The sequence below is a fragment of the Halobacillus hunanensis genome (genome assembly GCF_900166655.1).
GTDB classification, from domain to species: Bacteria; Bacillota; Bacilli; order Bacillales; family Halobacillaceae; genus Halobacillus_A; species Halobacillus_A hunanensis.
Window position 1 is genome coordinate 1,330,862 of the sequence record NZ_FVZB01000007.1, and the last position, 19,219, is coordinate 1,350,080.

Sequence of the window (19,219 nt, forward strand, 5' to 3'; positions counted from 1 at the left end):
CGTCCACCCTCGAATCCAATCAATAGTTGTGCGTGTTCATTTTTTGGTAGTAACGTTCAAGAGTTTGCACCATTGGTCCCATTTTAGGTTGATCAGGCTGAAGAACGTATAATATCCCGTTCTCCTTTAACTCGTTTGCCGTAACTTTTCCAACAGCCACAGCCAACACATGGTTATTGAAAGCCTGAATGATTTCATGGTTGTCACGTTGATTCTTAACTAAATTTTTGACCTGTGTTTTACTTGTAAAGACAACAGCATGCAGTAGTTGAGTCTTAATAGCTTTTCCCAGATTGTCCAGCACCTGAGTATCTGGTTCTTCATAGGAGTAGGGCTGAGACAGATAAACCTGACAGCCAGCTTTCTTTAATTCCTTTTTCAGCTTTGCATCATTATGACTATAAGCTTGCAGAAAAACACGTTGGAAATTGCGATCTATTTGTTCTTCTGAAAAAGTCTTTACGAGATGTTCCATTGTTCCATCTTCAGATATTATGCTTGCTCTAACACCGTTTTTCTGGCACCAATTCAATGTCTTTTTCCCGCGAATTGCCACTCGCGTATTGTTTAATTTTTCAATAAAAGCCCTATAGAGTTCCGATTTTATGGAGGTGTCCTCCAACGTTTGAGCGCCTATTCCTGTTGTGAAAATTGCCCAATCAAAAGATTTAGAAAGAAAATCTTCAATATTATCTTGACTGGTTTGTTCATTTAAAATTTGCTTCCCTTGAATCGAATAGACTGCTGGTGTGCCACCTTTTTTCTGGATCAAGCTACTGAGTGAAGTTGCACTTCGATCAGCCGCTACTCCAATAACCTTTCCTGTTAATCCATTCATGGGCCACCCTTCCTTTTCACGAAAGCTCCGTTTATTGCAGTGCTGGCTTATACATTCAGTTCTTTGTATCCTACTCTATTTGCTCAAACTGCTTTCATTATGCAAGGTTTCATAAACTCGATCAGTCAAAGCGTCCACCATTGCCCTATGGCTGCCAAGGTATTGACACAGCACGACCTGCCGATCTGTCTGTTCTATCTCATTAATTTTTTCTTGCATTGAACGGATAAGCACTCCGGTGAACCAGAGATAAGGTACGACGAAGGTTTGGGACCATCCTTCTCTTAACGATGCTTGCAGTCCTTCTTCAAATGAGGGTGAACAGGCTGCTAAATAACTGACTGATATTTTAGCTGCGTTCATTTTCCTCTGTAATTTCCAAGCGATTTGTTCGATCGATTCTTTAGTCTCTTGATGACGGCTGCCTCTTCCTACCAGCAGGATATTAGCATCAACATGAGGAACCACCTTTGTTTCGCGTGTACGCTGAACAAGAACATCAACCACTCGATCCTGAACCCCTATCGTTTGACCGTACACAAAATCAACGTGGGGATAACGAAGTTGCGCATGACTGATCTCTTTCGGTATATCCTTGTAGTAATGACCAGCACTCAACAATAAGACAGGGATAACAGCAATCTTTGTCGCACCACGTTCGATGAGATTCTCGATCCCTTGCCCCATATCGGGTTTTGCAAGTTCTAAGAAGCATATTTCTTGTAATGGAATGTCAACCCTGTATTGGACGGATTGAATAAAGGAAACAGCTTCTTTACGTGCCTTCTCGACTCGGCTCCCATGACTTACATATAAAACAGTTTCCATGCAAATGGCTCCTTCCTTTTACCCCACAATTGAGGGAACAAGTAGTTCAGCATCATTTTTAAGCTGTTCAAACCATTGCAGCTGATCCCGAAGCTTCACGACCTCTCCCACAATAATCATCGAAGGATTCTTGAGTTCACTAGCTCTTCCCTCAATATTCTTGAGGCTGCCTGTAACAGTACGCTGATGTTCTGTAGTGCCCCACTCCACCAAAGCTATCGGTGTTTCAGGATCACGACCATGACGAATTAGCCTTTCACAAATTTCGGGAAGCTTTTTAACACCCATATAAATACACAAGGTGTCCATACTTTTTACAACGTGCTCCCAATATTCTTCCTGATCACAGCCAAGTTTGCTAACCCCTGACAGAAAGGCTACAGACGAGCTATAGTTACGATGTGTAACTGGAATACCTGCATAAGCCGGTGCCGCTACCCCAGAGGAAATTCCGGGAACGATTTCATAAGGAACCTTATTTTTTGCTAACACTTCCGCTTCCTCTCCACCTCTTCCGAAAACAAAGGGATCACCGCCCTTTAAACGCGTCACCGATTTACCCTGTTGAGCATAGCTGCAAAGAAGTTCGTTAATGGCAGCTTGGTCTAACGAATGATGGTCAGGACGTTTACCGCAATAAATCAGTTCTGCTTCAACTCTCGCTTCCTCCAGTAAGTCCGGGTTAATCAACCGATCATATAAAATGACATCTGCTTGTTGAATTCTCTTCAAGCCCTTCACTGTAATTAATTCAGGATCACCCGGCCCAGCACCAACGATATAAACTTTGTTCATGAGTCCCCCCTCTTTCCTTGTTCGAGTTCCAACCACATTCCTAAATGACTGGCGGCCATACCTCTCAACATGTAACCCAATAAATTCCTGTAACGAAAAGCCACCAGATTTGGCTTTACAACAATAGTCTTCTTATTCAATCAAATTGGTATCTTGATCATTTAATTCATAGTAATCCCAGATAATTAGTTGGAAATCATGCCGCACTTTTTCTCATATCCTTGGATTCACTTTCTGGATTTCAACCCTTTCCTTTTACATCCCACCTAACTTTTAGTTTTGTCACACTAAAAAAACCTCTCTTCTTATCAACAATAAGAAGAGAGGCTTTAACACATACATTTAACTACCCATCTTCTTATCTTTCAAATGCCTAAAAAAGCATCTGCTGGAATTGGCACAGTTTTCTGATGGTAATTCACCAGATCCGTTGCCGAGGCTTCAAAGGGCCAGTCCCTCCACCTCTCACGATAAGAATGTGAAAATTTGTTATTGAATTATTGGTATATATACTATCCACGTTTAGAAAAAATGTCAATAGACTATGGGAAAATTAATAACATTTATTATTTTCTGTTATAACGAACTAAGTTTTCCGATCAACTGATTCCGCTTTAATTCTGGATATCTACTAGTGATTTAACATCATTTAAAATGATTAGTGAAAGAGTCAGCTATCGATGAACTTACCTGATAACGAGGCTTAAAGACAACATAAAACGCTTAACCTCTTTATTCAAAAGAGATTAAGCGTTTTTTGGTTAGCGTCCCAGGCAGGATTCGAACCTGCGACCCACAGCTTAGAAGGCTGTTGCTCTATCCAGCTGAGCTACTGGGACAAGTACTAGATTTTAATATTATGTAAGCTTGGATTGGAGCGGGTGAAGGGAATCGAACCCTCATCATCAGCTTGGAAGGCTGAGGTTTTACCACTAAACTACACCCGCAAAACAATAAAGTTATGAACGAATTGTTTTTCCGACAAAGATAATTATAGTAAAACACTTTGTATTTGTCAACAACTCTGCAGCAAAGAGTTAATTCTTTGCTGCTAGAGATGTTTCCATTCTCAACGCTGGCATAGGCTTCCCAGTCACTTGATAATATTGAAGTTCAATATTATCAAGTGTTTCCCATTCCAGAATTGCGTAAGTCGGTTCTTCTCGATCCCTCGGCAGTCTGGCACTCCCTGGATTAATGAACAGTTTGCCATTCACTTTTTCCGCTCCTGCCATATGCGAATGTCCAAAACAAGCTACTTGAGCTCCAAGTTCATCTGCCCGGTAGGATAGGGGCATTAAAGTTGACTTAATTTGATGTAAATGGCCATGTACAACCAGAATAGACACGTCTCCAATTTTAACAATTTGTTCATTCTCCATGTGGGTGTCGAAATCACAATTCCCCTTGGCATAATGAAAACCCTCTAACTCTTCAGACTGGGAACTAAGTTCCGAATCACCACAATGAATGAGTTCATCCACTTCTTGCTGGTGGCGCTGTTTAATCTCCATTACTTCATTAGTTAATCCGTGAGTATCACTAATAATTAATACTTTCGGCATCATAAACACCTCTTTTATGATAAATCCTGTAACCATTGCTCTATTTTTAGGATAGCATGCTTTCGGTGACTAATTGAATTTTTTTCATCAGAAGTATACTCTGCCATTGTTCGATCAGAACCACTTGGAATAAATATAGGGTCATATCCGAAACCATTATCGCCTGCTGGTGCCATCGAAATCCGCCCTTCACAGGTGCCTCTTTCCACAAAAGTTTTCTGTCCAGGACGAGCAACAGCAACTGCACAAACGAAACGAGCCGTCCGATCTTGTTCGGGAACATTACTCAATTCATTCATAACTTTTTCTACGTTCTTGAAGTCATCCTTTTTTTCACCCGCATAACGAGCGGAGTAAATACCAGGGGCACCGTTTAGAGCATCAATTTCAAGACCAGAATCGTCTGCAACGACAGGAATTTGGAATTGCTCTGCAATTGTCTCAGCTTTGATGATTGCATTTTCTTCGAAAGTATCGCCATCTTCGATGATATCAGCGACCTTCTGATCAAAATCCATCAATGATTTTACTGTGATATGATATTTCGCAAACATTTCCTTAAACTCATCAACTTTTCCTTTATTCTTTGTAGCAATAACTAATTCCTTCATAGGGTTATTTCTCCGTAACGGCTGATGACTTTTCAATAATATCAGCCCATTTTCCAATTGCATCTTTTTGCAGCTGAGTGAGCTCTGTTACGCCTTCTTGGGCCAATGATATCATTGTCTGTAGCTGTTTCATGGAAAATGTGGCTTCTTCTCCAGTTCCTTGAAGCTCTACAAATTCTCCCTGACCTGTCATGACAATATTCATATCCACGTGGGCTTTGCTGTCTTCTTCATAACAAAGATCCAAAATTTCTTCTCCATCAGGAAGGACTCCAACTGAAATAGCTGTTAAAAAGTCATTAATCGGAAGTTTTTTCAATACGCCTTTTTCAACTAACTTGCCAAATGCCAGTACAACTGCAACGAAAGCACCAGTAATGGAGGCCGTTCTTGTTCCACCGTCTGCCTGAATTACATCACAATCCACCCATAAGGTACGTTCGCCTATACTGTCCAAGTCAACGACTGCTCGTAAGGCGCGACCAATAAGACGCTGAATCTCCATCGTTCTTCCGGAAACCTTTCCTTTTGAAGATTCTCGAATATTTCGCTGTTCTGTAGCACGCGGCAGCATAGCATATTCTGCTGTAATCCAGCCTTTTCCCTGTCCGCGTAGAAATGGAGGAACTCGATCCTCTACGCTTGCATTACAGATCACTTTAGTGTCCCCGAAACTTATTAATACAGACCCTTCTGGGTGTTTAACATAATCTGTTTCTATTGTAATATTCCTTAATTCATTGACTGCGCGTCCGCTTCTCATCGGTATGTCCTCCCTTTCGTTCTTTCCAACTATACCTAGCCCATCTTAACATAAATAAAGGTCTATAGACAGGCGGCACTCTTTGAGGTCTTATGTAAAAAATGGACCACTACGTCATTATAGTGGCCCGTGGTTTTCTTTTTTATAAGCTTCCAGGTTCATTCGCTCCATTGATATCTGAGCGTGTTACAGGTTCAGCCAGTGGCTTCCCTGCTTCATTTAAGACTTGTTCAACCCCCTCAACTTTTACTTCAACCGCTTCCACATCATTCATATTTGTTAAACTCATAACAAGGCTGGCAAGAGCTTGTTTAGACACAGCTTTAGATTCTTGTCCATTTAACAGAGCCTCATTGAAGGTTACACTCAACACACCTTCATTGAGTTTAGCACTTGTCACTTGCGCTCCTTCACTGAAAGGTTGAAGCAGGGATGTTCCAAGTGCTGGTCCATCGAGGAGTGTTTGTACCAAAGAAGTATACAAATCACCCTCTGTGTTTACTCTCGTTGTTACCGGTACTTGATATACTTCTCCGTCACCCTGTTGTGATGGGAAGTACACCGTTACGGCTTTACTTCCCACCACGTCAGTTTGGTCGCCAACATGGACGTTAATCCCGTCTGAACGGGAAACTCCTCCATTAATCGGAGTCCCGTTCACAGGCATTTCCTTAAGTTCATGTCCATTAATCCACAGCTTCATTCGGTCCACATTATCAAACTGGGTAACTGTATACGTCATAGCTTGCAAAATCTTTTGTTCCTCACCAGCCTGATAATTTTTAAATTCTTTGGAGACGTCGACCACCATCGTGCCATTATCCTTTAAGTTCAGCCCTAAAATTTCCGTTCCAGCAGGCAATACTGCCTTAAAGCCTGTTGGCAATAAACTTGAGATTGGTCCGTCTTTAACTAAGTATTCTAGTGCTTGGGTAGCTACCTCCTTAGACGCTGGAAGTTCTACAGTCTGAGGAACAACCATTCCATTAGAATCAATTAAGAATAATTCTCTTGCCACTGTTTCTGCAGCTTCTTCCTGCCCTTCTTCTTCAACACTTGCTTCACCACTGCCTTTTTCTGGCGGTGACTCCTTTGTATTCGTTTCAGGAGTTGCTGCCGTCTCCTCTTCTGGAGGAGCATCCATCTCCTCTAGTGCTTGCTCCCCTTCAAATAAGCAACCCGACAGCAATCCTGTACTTAATAGTACGGCAATCGATAAGGGCTTAATTCCGCATGTTTTCATGCTATTCCCTCCCATGATAGTTTGTACTACCATATATACGAGCCATAATGAAGTTTAGACCACTGATTTTATGTTGCAGGGCAAGAATTTTAAGAGAATTAGTGTTATCGTAAGGGTACTTAATAGACTAACGAGTTCTGAAGGACGTAAATAACCTTCAAGCTTTGAGCAAAACTTGAAGGTTAAACTTTTATTCTTAATGAAGATGTACTTAGAGTAAGCTGCTTCAGGTTACAAAAAAAAGGTATGAGATCAACAGCTTGTCTATTTATTAATCAATCCTTCAGAAAAATTAACTATGATCACAAGTCATTGCAAAACTTCCAGATTACTTTGCCGTCTTCTCGAATTGTTCAAGTTCAATAAGCTTTAGTACTCGGATCGGCTCCTCAAACCACCTATTAGCCACTAGCCTGAATTTTTCCATGTCCCCTGTCGTATAAAACTCATGAACAGGGAGTTTATCTTCCTGTTCTAAAAGGTTGTGGTATGCCAGGATTAAACTAGTTTCGCTGGCGGTTTCTTCACCAGAGCTAATTACATTAATGTGGCTTCCCATTTCCTTCTGTACTAAATCCTTAATGAGTGGATAATGGGTGCATCCGAGAATTAATGTATCAATATGGTTCATCTCTTTTAAAGGTAATAAAGTCGATCTTACGGTCCCTTCCGCTTTCGGCCCTTCTAAGATTCCATTCTCCACCATAGGGACAAATGGAGGACAGGCAAGACCATTTACTCGTATAGATTGATCAATTGCCTTGAGAGCTTCTGGGTATGCTTGGCTTTTTATCGTACCTTCTGTCCCGATTACACCTACCCGTTTATTTCTGCTGCCTTTAATTGCGGCCCGAGCTCCCGGTTCAATCACACCAATTACCGGAATCGACAAGGAGGACTGAAGTTCATTTAATGTGTACGCGGTCGCTGTATTGCAAGCAATAATAAGCATTTTAATGTCACGTCGCATTAGATAATGTACCATCTGCCAGGTAAATTCCTTCACCTGATCTTTAGGCCGTGGTCCATAAGGGCACCTCAACGTGTCACCCAAGTATATAAATTTTTCTTTAGGGAGTTGACGCATCAATTCGCGGGCAACGGTCAATCCTCCAACTCCGGAATCAATCACACCTATCGGCTGTCCCATGAAATCCCTCATTTCTGTTTTTCCTTAGATGTTTCTCGCATATTTTCATGAAGTACATGTAATAAACGGATTAATTGGTTCATTTCATCTTCTGAAACATCCTTGAGAACTTCTTGTAAATAGTGTTGGCGTTTTTCTATTACCTCATGAATAATGTGTGTACCTTTTTCTAAGAGATGTGTACGGACAACCCGACGATCCCTAGAATCGCGGACCCTCTCCACTAACTCATTTTTTTCGAGACGATCGACAAGGTCCGTGGTAGTGCTGCACGCTAAATGAAGATGCCTTGAAAGCTCGCCTATTGTCAAATCTCCTTTATCAAGCAGCCACTGTAAAGCTACAAACTGCGGAGTGGTAATCGGGTAATGATTTAAGATTTCACGCCCTTGATGCTTTATGATACCTGATATGTACCGTAATTCTTTTTCAACATCAGCAATTGATGATGCTGCATGCGATTCTGTCACGATCAGCACTCCCCACACAATAAAATGTATTCCTAATACTGCCGTTTTATTTTGAGAAATTCAAGAATTTTTATCGAATTGTCTAAAAAACGTCAGAAAATTGTCTTTTCTTGTTAAAAACCCTTTCAGGTATGGAGTGAAATTTTCATCCATTACCTGAAAGGCCCTACCCATTCCTCATACCAACACATCTACCTTTAGAGTTCAAGTTCCCCCATCCGTAATAACTCGACTACGGCTTGGGATCTTCCTTTAACCCCAAGCTTCTGCATAGCATTCGAAATGTGATTCCGAACTGTTTTCTCAGAAATAAACAGTTCATTAGCAATTTCTTTCGTAGTTTTGTCTTGCACTAGAAGCTCGAAAACTTCTCGCTCTCGCTTGGTTAGAATTTGTGTTGGCCTGTAGCCGTCTTCCTTCACAAGCGTACCCCTCCCTTGTTGTCTAGCTATTATTTTGAGGGGAATTATTTAGTCATCATATCTTATGTGCAAAAACATGGCCTCGTGTCGGCCGTTTACGATTTAGATACCAGTCCAAGTTCTTGAGCTTTAAATAAGGCCTCAGTCCGCGATTTGACCGTCAACTTGTTAAAAATTCCTGTTAACGTGTACTCGACACTCCGCTGAGACATATGCAGTGACTGAGCAATTTCACGATTTGTTAATCCTGAGGCCACTTCCTTAAGGATAGACTGCTCTTTTTCATTAAGAGATGGCCCTGCTCCTTCATTCTTATTGACAGAGTGACTAATGCTCGCTTCTGACCTTCTCAACTGTTTAAACAGATGAAGAGGGATCACCACTTCATCTCGAAGTGCACATCGAATGGCTGTGATCAGTTGTTCACTTGTAGCTGTTTTACTGACAAATCCATTAATATTAGCTTCAACCATCATATTAAAGTGGGTGTTCAGATCAAAGCCAGTATAAATCAGAATGGTTAGATCCGGAGAAGACCTCTTCAGTTTCTTCGCAAGATCTACTCCGCTAATCCCAGGCATATATAAGTCAAGCAGCATAATATCGTATGAATGATTCTTTATTAGCTTTTCTACTTCGCTCGCCTGGTCTGTGACATCGACTTTCATATCTTTTTCTTGTTCAAGCATCGCTTTTGTCCCGGCTCCTACAGCCGGATGGTCATCGACAATCAATATACGGGTCATATTCCTACCTCCTTTGATAATTCATAAGGAAAGGTAATGATTGATTTAAAACCTTCTCCTGGTGCTGTTTCTATTTCAAGGTGACCATTTAATCCGTTTACCCGCTGTTCAATGCCTGATAGACCGATGTGAGAAAATAGGTCTCTCTGGAGGGAGTAATCCATTCCTTGGCCATCATCAGAATATAACAGCATGATTTGATGTGGATTGTTGGATAAACTTAGCTTTACAATTTTTGCATTTGAATGTTTAGCTGCATTGGTTAGCAGTTCCTGGACCACCCGAAAAATAGCTAGTACATACTCCTGATCAAGCTTGGCGTCAAACCCGTCACTAGTAAAATAGACCGTAAAGTTTGAACGTAATTGATATTGTTCTATTAAGTTCTCTAGAGAATGAACCAAACCCATCTCTTCAATAAAAGCCGGCCGTAATTCATTACATGTTTCACGTATGAGATGAATACTGTCTAAAAGTGATTCTTTATAAATAGAAAGCTCTGCTTCCAAGGTCTTCGGTAACCCTGGCCTTTTGTTAATTAAATCATCCATCCTTCTGTATAAATATAACTGTTCTTGTAAGACTGTGTCATGAAGATCAATCGACAACTGTTTTCTCTGATTCTCTGCAATCGTAAATAACAATCTTGAGAGCCAGGTAGGAGATTTATGAGTTTGATCGCTTCGTAATGTTCGTAACTCTTTTACCAAATCCTCAATTAAGTTCATATTCTCAATGGCAATATTGGCATTATGAGAAATAGTCTGTAAATACGTTTTTTCATCTCGGTTTAAATTCGTATAGTCTTTCTTCCCTCTGCACCAAAGCATGGTTACTTTATCTAAAGTAAAACCTACTATTACGCCAAATCCCTTATCTGTTTCCAAAATTGAGCCAATATCATATTGCCGGTTCGGAAAGTAATCGTCAAAATGATCAAGTATATCAGTAGGGATAGGATCATACACACAATACATTTTTCGATGATTATGAATAGAATATATATACATCTCCCGTACTTTTAAAACATTTCCTATTTCCTTTCGCATTACTTTCATTAAGTCAACGGCATTTGACTGTTCTTTCATATCTTTGGACATTCTATGCATACTCTCTTGATAACTGTATTTAGCCACGAACAAGAACTTTTGCAAACGGAAGTCCAGTCCTTCTTTGACCGATAACAATAAAATGAGCAGAACATGTGCAGCCAGATAGATTTGCAAATAATCAATCATTGCAAATTCTCCCTCTATATAAATAGAGAGAATGCAAGGTATTAATACACTTGGAAGTGCAGATAACAAGGCATAATAGCGAATACGACCTATGACAAAGGTGATGTCAATTAACCTTTCTCTCGTCACTAAATACATAAATGTAATGGGTAAGGCGATCAAAAATAAAGCAGCTATTTCCAGGGGAATAATTTTCTCCTTAATCGTCAGCGCAGGAGTTAAATATAGAAAAATGTATGGAAAGAAAGCTACCGACATCCCTACACTCATGTACTTAAAAATAGTTCCAACAGAAGTATCCTTGTAACTATGCAACCCTTTATAAATAATGAAAAATAATATGATGTAAAGGCCTAGCAGTGAAAAGGGGGGCACATTGTAAAAAAAACTAGGGTAATTAGTCGTTATAAGAAAGTAACTTTCCAGTACTGTTACCAAACTGACAATAACATACAAAATTTGATAAATTTTCTTTGAGAACCAATATACTTTCAACTCGGCAAAGTAATTATAAAGAAATTGAATGAGTACTACGGGTGATAGAATAAAGAGAATAGAATTAAGAAAAATACTGTATAAATCATCCCGAACTGCTCCACTATTACTTAAGTATCCTAAAGCAATGAGCAAAAAATAGAGTATTAATTGATTAGCTGAAAAACGCTTTTCCACTTTTTTCTGCACAATCCTTGAGATCCAAAATGCTGCAATTAAAAATAATATAGGCAAAAGAATAAATAAAGTCCAATGCAGCAAGGTAGATTCATTAATAGAAGAATAAGTCACTTGTTTGTTTGATTTTTCAACGGTAAACGATTCAGTGTTTTCCAATTCATGGAACATCCGGACCGTATAATAGTCCTCAGGTGATTTCCCTTCAACTGCGGTTAATACAGCTCCAACTTCTATCCCATTTTCATCGGCCCAAGAGCCTTCTTTAATTTCAGAAATGACCAGATCTCCATTATGATTTCTTTCTAAATCAACTCCAATTAAGGGCTGAGACAGAGATATTAGGATAATATAACAAGCTGATAGTAATATGAATGATACAAGTGCAGTTTGTTTCCAATTTGACATGCTCATTTTCACCTCTGCATGAATTCAATCCTATCTATTATACTATGACATTTCAATTCTTTAAACAAAGAAGTGCCCTAGCCTAACATTGTAGTTAGACTAGGGCACTTCTGTACATTTCGCTAATTAAACTCGTTCATCACTTCCAAAGAAGCTCTTGAACGATTCAATGGCTGTATCACGATTAAGTGCAGCAATTGAAGTTGTCAAAGGAATTCCTTTAGGACATGATTCCACACAGTTCTGCGCGTTTCCGCATCCCATCAGACCTTCCTCGTCCATGATCGTTTGCAATCTTTCACTCTTATTCATTGCCCCTGTTGGGTGAGCGTTTTTCAGGCGAACCTGAGAAAGTGATGCTGGTCCAATAAAATCAGACTTACTATTTACATTGGGACAAGCTTCTAAGCAGACCCCACATGTCATACATTTAGATAGTTCATATGCCCACTGACGCTTGCTTTCCGGCATTTTTGGTCCAGGCCCAAGATCGTAAGTCCCATCGATTGGCACCCAGGCTTTTACCTTTTTCAAGGAGTCAAACATACGGCTTCTATCTACAGCTAAGTCACGGTTTACCGGAAATGTTGTCATCGGAGCTAATTTGATTGGCTGCTCTAACTGATCCACAAGTGCTGTACAGGATTGTCTAGGCGTTCCATTTATAACCATAGAACATGCGCCGCAAACTTCCTCCAGACATCCCATCTCCCAAAATACCGGCGTTGTTTCTTTTCCATCAGCATTCACTGGATTTCTACGGATCTCCATTAATGCGGAAATAACGTTCATATTTTGACGATAGGGAATGTTAAATGTTTCTTCGTAAGGACTAGATTCGGGATCGTCTTGGCGCGTAATGACAAACGTAACCGTTTTATTTTCGCTCATGATCATTGTCCTCCTTTATTTACTTTTCGAGTAATCGCGTTTACGCGGCTCGAGTAAGGATGTGTCTACTTTCTCATAGCTAATTACAGGTTTATTATTTTCTCTATCGTAACTTGCTATTGTTGTTTTCAGAAATTCTTCGTCATTACGTTCAGGGTATTCTGGTTTGTAGTGAGCCCCTCGGCTCTCGTTACGATTGTAGGCGCCCTGAGTAATCACACGAGCTAATTGAAGCATGTTCCATAGCTGGCGTGTAAACATTGCACCCTGGTTGCTCCAGCGTGAAGTATCATTAATATTGATTCGCTCATAACGTTCCATCAGTTCAACGATTTTTTCATCTGTTTTAAGCAGCTTGTCATTTTCGCGAACAACAGTCACGTTGTCTGTCATCCATTCACCAAGCTCTTTATGGATCTGGTAGGCATTTTCATCCCCGTCCATGCTCATAATCTTTTCAAATTTCTCTTGCTCTTCCTTCACTTTTTCATCAAATAGAGCTGAAGTCATATCATCAGATATAGTTTCAAGGCCTTCCGTATATTTAACTGCATTAGGTCCAGCTACCATTCCGCCATAGATTGCAGACAGCAAAGAATTAGCTCCCAGGCGGTTTCCACCGTGTTGACTAAAATCACACTCTCCGGCTGCAAAGATACCAGGAATATTTGTCATTTGATCAAAATCTACCCACATGCCGCCCATAGAATAGTGCACGGCAGGGAAAATTTTCATCGGTACTTTTTTAGGATCGTCTCCTACAAATTTCTCGTAAATCTCAATAATTCCGCCTAGCTTAACATCCAATTCTTTAGGATCTTTATGAGACAGATCAAGATAAACCATGTTTTCACCATTGATACCGAGCTTCTGATTTACACACACATCAAAAATTTCCCGTGTAGCAATATCACGAGGAACTAAGTTACCATATGCTGGGTACTTCTCCTCTAAGAAATACCACGGCTCACCATCTTTATAAGTCCAGATTCGTCCACCTTCACCACGAGCTGACTCACTCATTAGGCGCAGCTTATCGTCACCAGGAATAGCAGTTGGATGAATCTGAATGAATTCACCATTCGCATATTTTACCCCCTGCTGATAAAGCGAACCCGCTGCAGAACCAGTATTGATTACAGAGTTCGTTGATTTACCAAATATAATTCCAGGTCCTCCTGACGCCATGATAACAGCGTCTGCCGGGAATGCTTTGATTTCATGATCTTTAAGGTTTTGTCCAACGACTCCACGGCCAATTCCATCTTCATCAATAATAGCAGAAAGGAATTCCCAGTTCTCGTATTTAGTCACGAGACCATTAACTTCATGACGGCGAACTTGCTCATCAAGAGCGTACAACAATTGTTGTCCAGTTGTAGCTCCGGCAAATGCAGTACGGTGATGCTGTGTTCCGCCAAAGCGTCGGAAATCAAGCAAACCTTCAGGCGTACGGTTAAACATAACACCCATACGGTCCAATAGATGAATGATACTTGGTGCTGCATCGCACATAGCCTTAACAGGCGGCTGGTTAGCTAAAAAGTCGCCACCATAAACTGTATCATCAAAGTGTTCCCAAGGTGAATCACCCTCACCTTTTGTATTAACAGCGCCGTTAATACCGCCTTGAGCACAAACAGAGTGAGAACGCTTTACCGGCACTAGTGACAGCATATCGACATGTACACCCTGCTCTGCTGCCTTAATAGCTGCCATAAGTCCCGCAAGACCTCCACCAACTATAACAATATTTTTATTCGACATGATTGAACCTCACTCCCTTAACTTTCAATAGATCAACGTTCAAGTAAATTAAATGCTTTAAATACCATAAGCGAACTGAATTAACGTACGAACACCTACGTAGGAAATCGCTACGAAAATGATAATGCTCGCATAAGTCATAATACGCTGTGAACGCGGGGAAACTGTAATACCCCAGCTGACAAAGAATGACCAAAGCCCATTAGAGAAGTGGAATGTAGTTGAAATGACCCCTACTATGTAGAACCAGAAAAAGAATGGCTCACTAAGAATGCCTTCCATCAACTGATAGTTAAGGTCTGCCCAGCCGAGTCCGATGGCAATTCGAGTCTCCCATACATGCCACGCAATAAAAATAAGCGTAATGATCCCAGTAAAACGTTGTAACATGAACATCCAGTTTCTAAAAAACCCAAAGTTCGACAAATTACTCTTCGCTGTGAATGCAATATATACTCCGTAAATTGCATGGAATAATAGTGGTAAAAAGATAACAAATATCTCCAGTACGTAACGATAAGGCAAGCTCTCCATAACATGAGCTGCTGAGTTAAACGCCTCTGGTCCACGAGTTGCAAAAAAGTTCACAGTTAAGTGCTGGATCAGAAATATCCCGATCGGGAGTACTCCTAATAATGAATGTAATCTCCTGTTAACATATCCGCGTGTTCCTGCCATGTTTACCCCCCTCGAGATGATAACGATTAGTATATGTACATTTTTCAGATAGTAAAGCGCTTTAAAAACGCATTTAAAATATAGGAAAACCCCTTCTCCTCGATAAAAACTGCCAAATGTACAATTTGTGACACGTTTATTGTACTTCTATCATTTCATAGCGTCAAGAAAACGAACTATAATTTACTTAAAAATACACATTTTTTCTAATTGATAAAATCTAAGATTACTGTTGCTACTTTTTTAAATTCAAGCGATAATAATTGTGTAGAAAGGAATGAGCGTCATGAGAGAAACAGCTAAGCTATCCACCCTAAACATCTCATCGCTAGTGTCTACTGGCGCAGGGTTTGATTTGCTGCGTTACTATACGTTGCCCGATTTTCTTGGAAAAGATGCCCCTTACCTCTTATATTTTATGGGGAAAAACATCGCTCGCGAAACAACCCTTGAGACATGGGATGACCTTTACGAATTTTTTCAATATATGGGATGGGGCGAACTCCAGCTGATCAAAGAAAAGAAAAAAGAATTTATATTTCATTTATCAGGTCACATCATTGAAAAGCGTTTGACACAGAAACTATACAACGTTGATTTTCGATTAGAGTGTGGATTTTTAGCTCAGATAATCCAAGTTATTACCAGTGATACATATGAATGCTTTGAACAAATAAATAAGAAAGAAAATACGGTTGAAATAACCGCAATTAAAGGATAGAAGCCACCTGATTACTCAGCTGGCTTCTCTTCATTTAGATGACTTAATATTTGATCGGCTACCGGTTCTGGTATTCCTAAGCGAGTTAAGTCCATAGGTGCTGCCTCTTTAATCTCTTTGACAGATTTGAAATGACGTAACAGCAGTCTTCTGCGTTTTTGCCCCACACCAGGAATGTCATCAAGCTCGGATTGTATAGCACCTTTACCACGCAGTTGTCTATGAAAAGAAATGGCAAAGCGGTGCACTTCGTCCTGAATTCGCTGCACTAAATAAAATTCTTGTGAATTTCTATCTAAATTAACCAACACAGGTGGGACTCCATACAAAAGCTCACTCGTCTTATGCTGATCATCTTTTGCCAATCCACATAAGGGGATATCCAGCCCAAGCTCATTTTCGAGAATGTCCATAGCTGCACTCATCTGCCCTTTCCCTCCATCTACAACAATAAGGTCGGGTAAGGCGAGACCTTCTTTTAGTACACGAGTATACCTTCTGCGGATAACTTCCCGCATTGTGTCATAATCATCAGGACCCTTGACATCACGAACTTTATATTTTCGATAGTCCTTTTTGCTTGGTTTTCCATCAATAAATGTAATCATAGCCGAAACAGGATCGGTCCCTTGGATATTTGAATTGTCAAAGGCTTCAATACGGTGAGGAGTTTCTATATTCAAATGATTCCCGAGCGACTCCACAGCTTTAATAGTCCGCTCCTCATCTCGTTCAATTAGAGCAAATTTTTCTTCAAGAGCAATACTTGCATTCTTCTTAGCTAACTCCACTAACTCTTTCTTTCTCCCTCTCATAGGAATGAGAACCTTCGTATCGATTGCTCCTTCTAATACTTCTCTGTTCGTCCCTACAGGCACGAGGATTTGTTTCGGGTAAGGGTGATTCTGATGCAAATAGAATCGTCCAATGTAACTTAGAAACGTCTCTTCTGGATCATCAAAGAATGGAAATAAAGCTACATCGCGCTCAATCAATTTACCTTGTCTTATAAAAAATACCTGGACACACATCCAGCCTTTATCATAAGAATAGCCGAATACATCACGGTCTACCTCATCATTTAAAGTCATTTTCTGCTGCTCCATGACTGATTCAATATGTTCAATTTGATCTCGTAATTCTTTTGCTCTTTCAAAATCTAGCTCTTCAGAAGCCACATACATTTGCCGTTGCAAATCTTTCTTAATTTCTTTATGGCCTCCGTTTAAAAAGGACGTAATATTCTGTACAATTTCCTGATTTGTTTCTTCAGACACGGGAAACTCACAAGGGCCCAGACATTGATGCATATGATAATAAAGACAAACACGATCGGGCATCGTGTTACACTTTCTTAGTGGATATAATCGATCGAGCAGCTTTTTAGTTTCCCTAGCCGCAATCACATTAGGGTAAGGACCGTAATATTTCCCTTTATCTTTTTTAACTTTTCTCGTAACAATTAACCTAGGATGCCTTTCAGCCGTAACTTTTAAATAAGGGTAAGATTTATCATCTTTTAAGAGTACATTGTATTTAGGATCATGCTTTTTTATTAAATTCATTTCTAGAATGAGAGCTTCCATATCTGAAGTTGTTACGATATATTCAAAATCATTAATTTCTCTTACAAGCCGTTGGGTTTTCCCATCATGAGCTCCGGTAAAATAAGAACGGACCCGGTTTTTGAGCACCTTAGATTTACCTACATAAATAATGGTGTCATTCTTATCTTTCATAAGATAACACCCTGGCTGATCAGGCAAAACCGCTAACTTTTCTTTAATAGTTGTGTTCATTATCACTTCACTCCAACTTATTAGACATGCCTATAGCCAATCCATCACACTTTTAGTCCAAAAGGGGAGTTATGAATAAATTCCTTCGAAAAAAAGCCACGCTGCAGGGCAACGCGGCTACTGACACTTCTACTTTAACTAAGAATGTTTAGTAACTAATTCAGCTAATGCTTCTTTAGGTTGAAAGCCGATTACTTGATCAACGACTTTGCCATCTTTAAAGAGAAGTAGTGTTGGAATACTCATAACACCGAACTTACTTGCTGTTTCCTGGTTTTCATCAACATCCAATTTTACGATTTTCACTTGATCGCTCATTTCTTCATCTAGTTCTTCAAGCACTGGAGCGATCATTTTACAAGGACCACACCAAGGTGCCCAGAAATCTGCTATTACAAGACCTTCGTTTGTTTCTTCGGTAAAGTTTTGATCTGTTCCTTTTACAATTGCCATCGTAAATTCCTCCTCGATCATGTATTCTGTTAAGAGTATATCATTTTCTATTTTACGTGACTAACAATATGTTTTTAATAATGGAGGCCGACCTTGCTCGGTTAACATGAATGAGAATTTAAAAAAGCCAAAGCAAGCAAGGCTTAGCTTTGGCTTATTCTTTATAATTATGCATTTACTTTCAATTGTTTCACTTCTTCAACAAGTTTTGGTACGACATCAAAGAGATCCCCGACAATTCCGTAATCGGCAACGTTAAAGATGTTAGCTTCTGGATCTTTGTTGATTGCGACTATCACTTTTGAGTTGGACATACCAGCTAAATGCTGAATTGCCCCCGATATTCCGCATGCAATATATAAATCTGGTGTTACCACTTTACCAGTCTGGCCAATTTGTAGTGAATAGTCACAATAGCCCGCATCACATGCGCCTCTTGAAGCGCCTACAGTCCCACCGAGAACTTGAGCAAGCTCTTCAAGTGGTTCGAAGCCTTCCTCACTTTTCACACCACGTCCACCAGCCACAATAACTTTCGCTTCGGAGAGATCGACTCCATCAGATGATTTACGAATGATATCTTTAATAATGGTACGAATATCCTTAATATCAACATCCTTTGCCGTTACTTCTCCCTCTAAAGCTTCATTCTTTTCGAGGGATGGGATGTTATTCGGACGGATTGTTGCAAAGACCAAACCATCGGTGATTTCTTTCTTCTCAAAGGCTTTACCTGAATAAATCGGTCTAGTGAATACAATGGTCCCGTCTTCAGCCGCAACTTCCGTAGCATCGGAAATCAGCCCGGATTCAAGTTTGCTTGCAAGTTTTGGTGTTAAATCCTTTCCTTGTGAAGTATGTCCCATAATAATTCCTTCTGGTGACTCTTCCTCAATTACAGGGTAAATTGCTTGCGCATGACCTTCAGATGTTTTCAAATTATCATGTGAAACCGTTACAACTCGGTCAGCACCATAGTACACCATTTCCTCACCCATCTCATTCAAATCTCCTGCACCGCTTAGAACACCAACTACTTCTCCTCCATCACTAACAGTCCTTGCTGCAGCAATAGCCTCGAAGGTGACATTTCTAAGTGACCCTTCACGTATTTCACCGATTACTAATACCTTTTTACCCATAACAAATCTCCTTCCTGTC

At 40.1% G+C, this 19,219-nt stretch carries 19 protein-coding genes, 2 tRNA genes and 1 riboswitch; of the genes, 1 reads left to right on the forward strand and 20 read right to left on the reverse strand.

The features are described 5' to 3' along the window. Window positions 1–19 precede the first annotated feature (19 nt). From B5354_RS19480 to B5354_RS19560, 17 genes are all read right to left on the reverse strand, one after another. Window positions 20–838, reverse strand: coding sequence for a uroporphyrinogen-III synthase (locus B5354_RS19480; RefSeq protein ID WP_079530447.1), 819 nt, complete (start codon window positions 836–838; stop codon window positions 20–22). A 75-nt stretch (window positions 839–913) separates the two neighbouring features. Then, window positions 914–1,666 carry a sirohydrochlorin chelatase gene (locus B5354_RS19485; RefSeq protein WP_079530448.1) on the reverse strand — a complete coding sequence of 251 codons (753 nt, stop codon included), beginning with the start codon at window positions 1,664–1,666 and terminating at the stop codon, window positions 914–916. A gap of 18 nt (window positions 1,667–1,684) precedes the next feature. Further along, on the reverse strand, window positions 1,685–2,461 hold the full coding sequence (gene cobA, locus B5354_RS19490; RefSeq protein ID WP_079530449.1) for a uroporphyrinogen-III C-methyltransferase: 777 nt from the start codon (window positions 2,459–2,461) through the stop codon (window positions 1,685–1,687). A 355-nt stretch (window positions 2,462–2,816) separates the two neighbouring features. Beyond that, a riboswitch (SAM riboswitch) is annotated at window positions 2,817–2,938 on the reverse strand. Between the two features lie 288 nt (window positions 2,939–3,226). Then, window positions 3,227–3,300 (reverse strand) — tRNA-Arg (locus B5354_RS19495). A 34-nt stretch (window positions 3,301–3,334) separates the two neighbouring features. Next, window positions 3,335–3,408, reverse strand: a tRNA-Gly gene (locus tag B5354_RS19500). Window positions 3,409–3,498: 90 nt separating this feature from the next. Further along, window positions 3,499–4,026 carry a metallophosphoesterase family protein gene (locus B5354_RS19505; protein ID WP_079530450.1) on the reverse strand — a complete coding sequence of 176 codons (528 nt, stop codon included), beginning with the start codon at window positions 4,024–4,026 and terminating at the stop codon, window positions 3,499–3,501. 14 nt (window positions 4,027–4,040) lie between these two features. Next, window positions 4,041–4,637 carry an XTP/dITP diphosphatase gene (locus B5354_RS19510; protein WP_079530451.1) on the reverse strand — a complete coding sequence of 199 codons (597 nt, stop codon included), beginning with the start codon at window positions 4,635–4,637 and terminating at the stop codon, window positions 4,041–4,043. Window positions 4,638–4,641: 4 nt separating this feature from the next. Then, window positions 4,642–5,400, reverse strand: coding sequence for a ribonuclease PH (gene rph, locus B5354_RS19515; protein WP_079530452.1), 759 nt, complete (start codon window positions 5,398–5,400; stop codon window positions 4,642–4,644). A 142-nt stretch (window positions 5,401–5,542) separates the two neighbouring features. Beyond that, entirely contained in the window at window positions 5,543–6,643 is a 1,101-nt protein-coding gene (locus tag B5354_RS19520) for a GerMN domain-containing protein (RefSeq protein WP_079530453.1), read from the reverse strand. 328 nt (window positions 6,644–6,971) lie between these two features. Next, the gene (gene racE / locus B5354_RS19525) at window positions 6,972–7,793 is read right to left on the reverse strand and encodes a glutamate racemase (RefSeq protein ID WP_079530647.1); all 822 of its coding nucleotides are present in this window, start codon (window positions 7,791–7,793) and stop codon (window positions 6,972–6,974) included. An 8-nt stretch (window positions 7,794–7,801) separates the two neighbouring features. Continuing rightward, the gene (locus tag B5354_RS19530; RefSeq protein WP_079530454.1) at window positions 7,802–8,263 is read right to left on the reverse strand and encodes a MarR family winged helix-turn-helix transcriptional regulator; all 462 of its coding nucleotides are present in this window, start codon (window positions 8,261–8,263) and stop codon (window positions 7,802–7,804) included. 197 nt (window positions 8,264–8,460) lie between these two features. Then, window positions 8,461–8,685: a helix-turn-helix domain-containing protein gene (locus B5354_RS19535; protein WP_079530455.1), complete on the reverse strand. Its 225-nt coding sequence runs from the start codon at window positions 8,683–8,685 to the stop codon at window positions 8,461–8,463. Window positions 8,686–8,780: 95 nt separating this feature from the next. Beyond that, entirely contained in the window at window positions 8,781–9,431 is a 651-nt protein-coding gene (locus B5354_RS19540) for a response regulator transcription factor (RefSeq protein ID WP_079530456.1), read from the reverse strand. Beyond that, a complete protein-coding gene (locus B5354_RS19545; protein ID WP_079530457.1) occupies window positions 9,428–11,749 on the reverse strand; it encodes an ATP-binding protein in 2,322 nt (773 codons plus the stop codon). Before B5354_RS19545 ends, B5354_RS19540 begins: the two co-directional genes overlap by 4 nt. 126 nt (window positions 11,750–11,875) lie before the next feature. Next, window positions 11,876–12,640: a succinate dehydrogenase iron-sulfur subunit gene (gene sdhB / locus B5354_RS19550; RefSeq protein WP_079530458.1), complete on the reverse strand. Its 765-nt coding sequence runs from the start codon at window positions 12,638–12,640 to the stop codon at window positions 11,876–11,878. A 15-nt stretch (window positions 12,641–12,655) separates the two neighbouring features. Further along, window positions 12,656–14,407, reverse strand: a complete 1,752-nt coding sequence (gene sdhA / locus B5354_RS19555) for a succinate dehydrogenase flavoprotein subunit (protein ID WP_079530459.1) — start codon at window positions 14,405–14,407, stop codon at window positions 12,656–12,658. 57 nt (window positions 14,408–14,464) lie between these two features. Beyond that, window positions 14,465–15,085 (reverse strand): succinate dehydrogenase cytochrome b558 subunit, encoded by a 621-nt coding sequence (locus tag B5354_RS19560; protein ID WP_079530460.1) that lies wholly within the window; start codon window positions 15,083–15,085, stop codon window positions 14,465–14,467. Between the two features lie 286 nt (window positions 15,086–15,371). On the opposite strand from B5354_RS19560, the gene B5354_RS19565 reads away from it, so the two are divergent. Next, window positions 15,372–15,806, forward strand: a complete 435-nt coding sequence (locus tag B5354_RS19565) for a YslB family protein (protein WP_245804828.1) — start codon at window positions 15,372–15,374, stop codon at window positions 15,804–15,806. Between the two features lie 11 nt (window positions 15,807–15,817). Here B5354_RS19565 and uvrC read toward each other — a convergent pair whose 3' ends face one another. The 3 genes from uvrC to B5354_RS19580 form a co-directional block, all read right to left on the reverse strand. After that, the gene (gene uvrC / locus B5354_RS19570; protein ID WP_079530462.1) at window positions 15,818–17,605 is read right to left on the reverse strand and encodes an excinuclease ABC subunit UvrC; all 1,788 of its coding nucleotides are present in this window, start codon (window positions 17,603–17,605) and stop codon (window positions 15,818–15,820) included. Window positions 17,606–17,743: 138 nt separating this feature from the next. Next, window positions 17,744–18,058 carry a thioredoxin gene (gene trxA / locus B5354_RS19575; protein WP_079530463.1) on the reverse strand — a complete coding sequence of 105 codons (315 nt, stop codon included), beginning with the start codon at window positions 18,056–18,058 and terminating at the stop codon, window positions 17,744–17,746. 167 nt (window positions 18,059–18,225) lie between these two features. Then, complete coding sequence (locus B5354_RS19580; protein ID WP_079530464.1) at window positions 18,226–19,200, reverse strand: electron transfer flavoprotein subunit alpha/FixB family protein; 975 nt, start codon at window positions 19,198–19,200, stop codon at window positions 18,226–18,228. Window positions 19,201–19,219 lie beyond the last annotated feature (19 nt).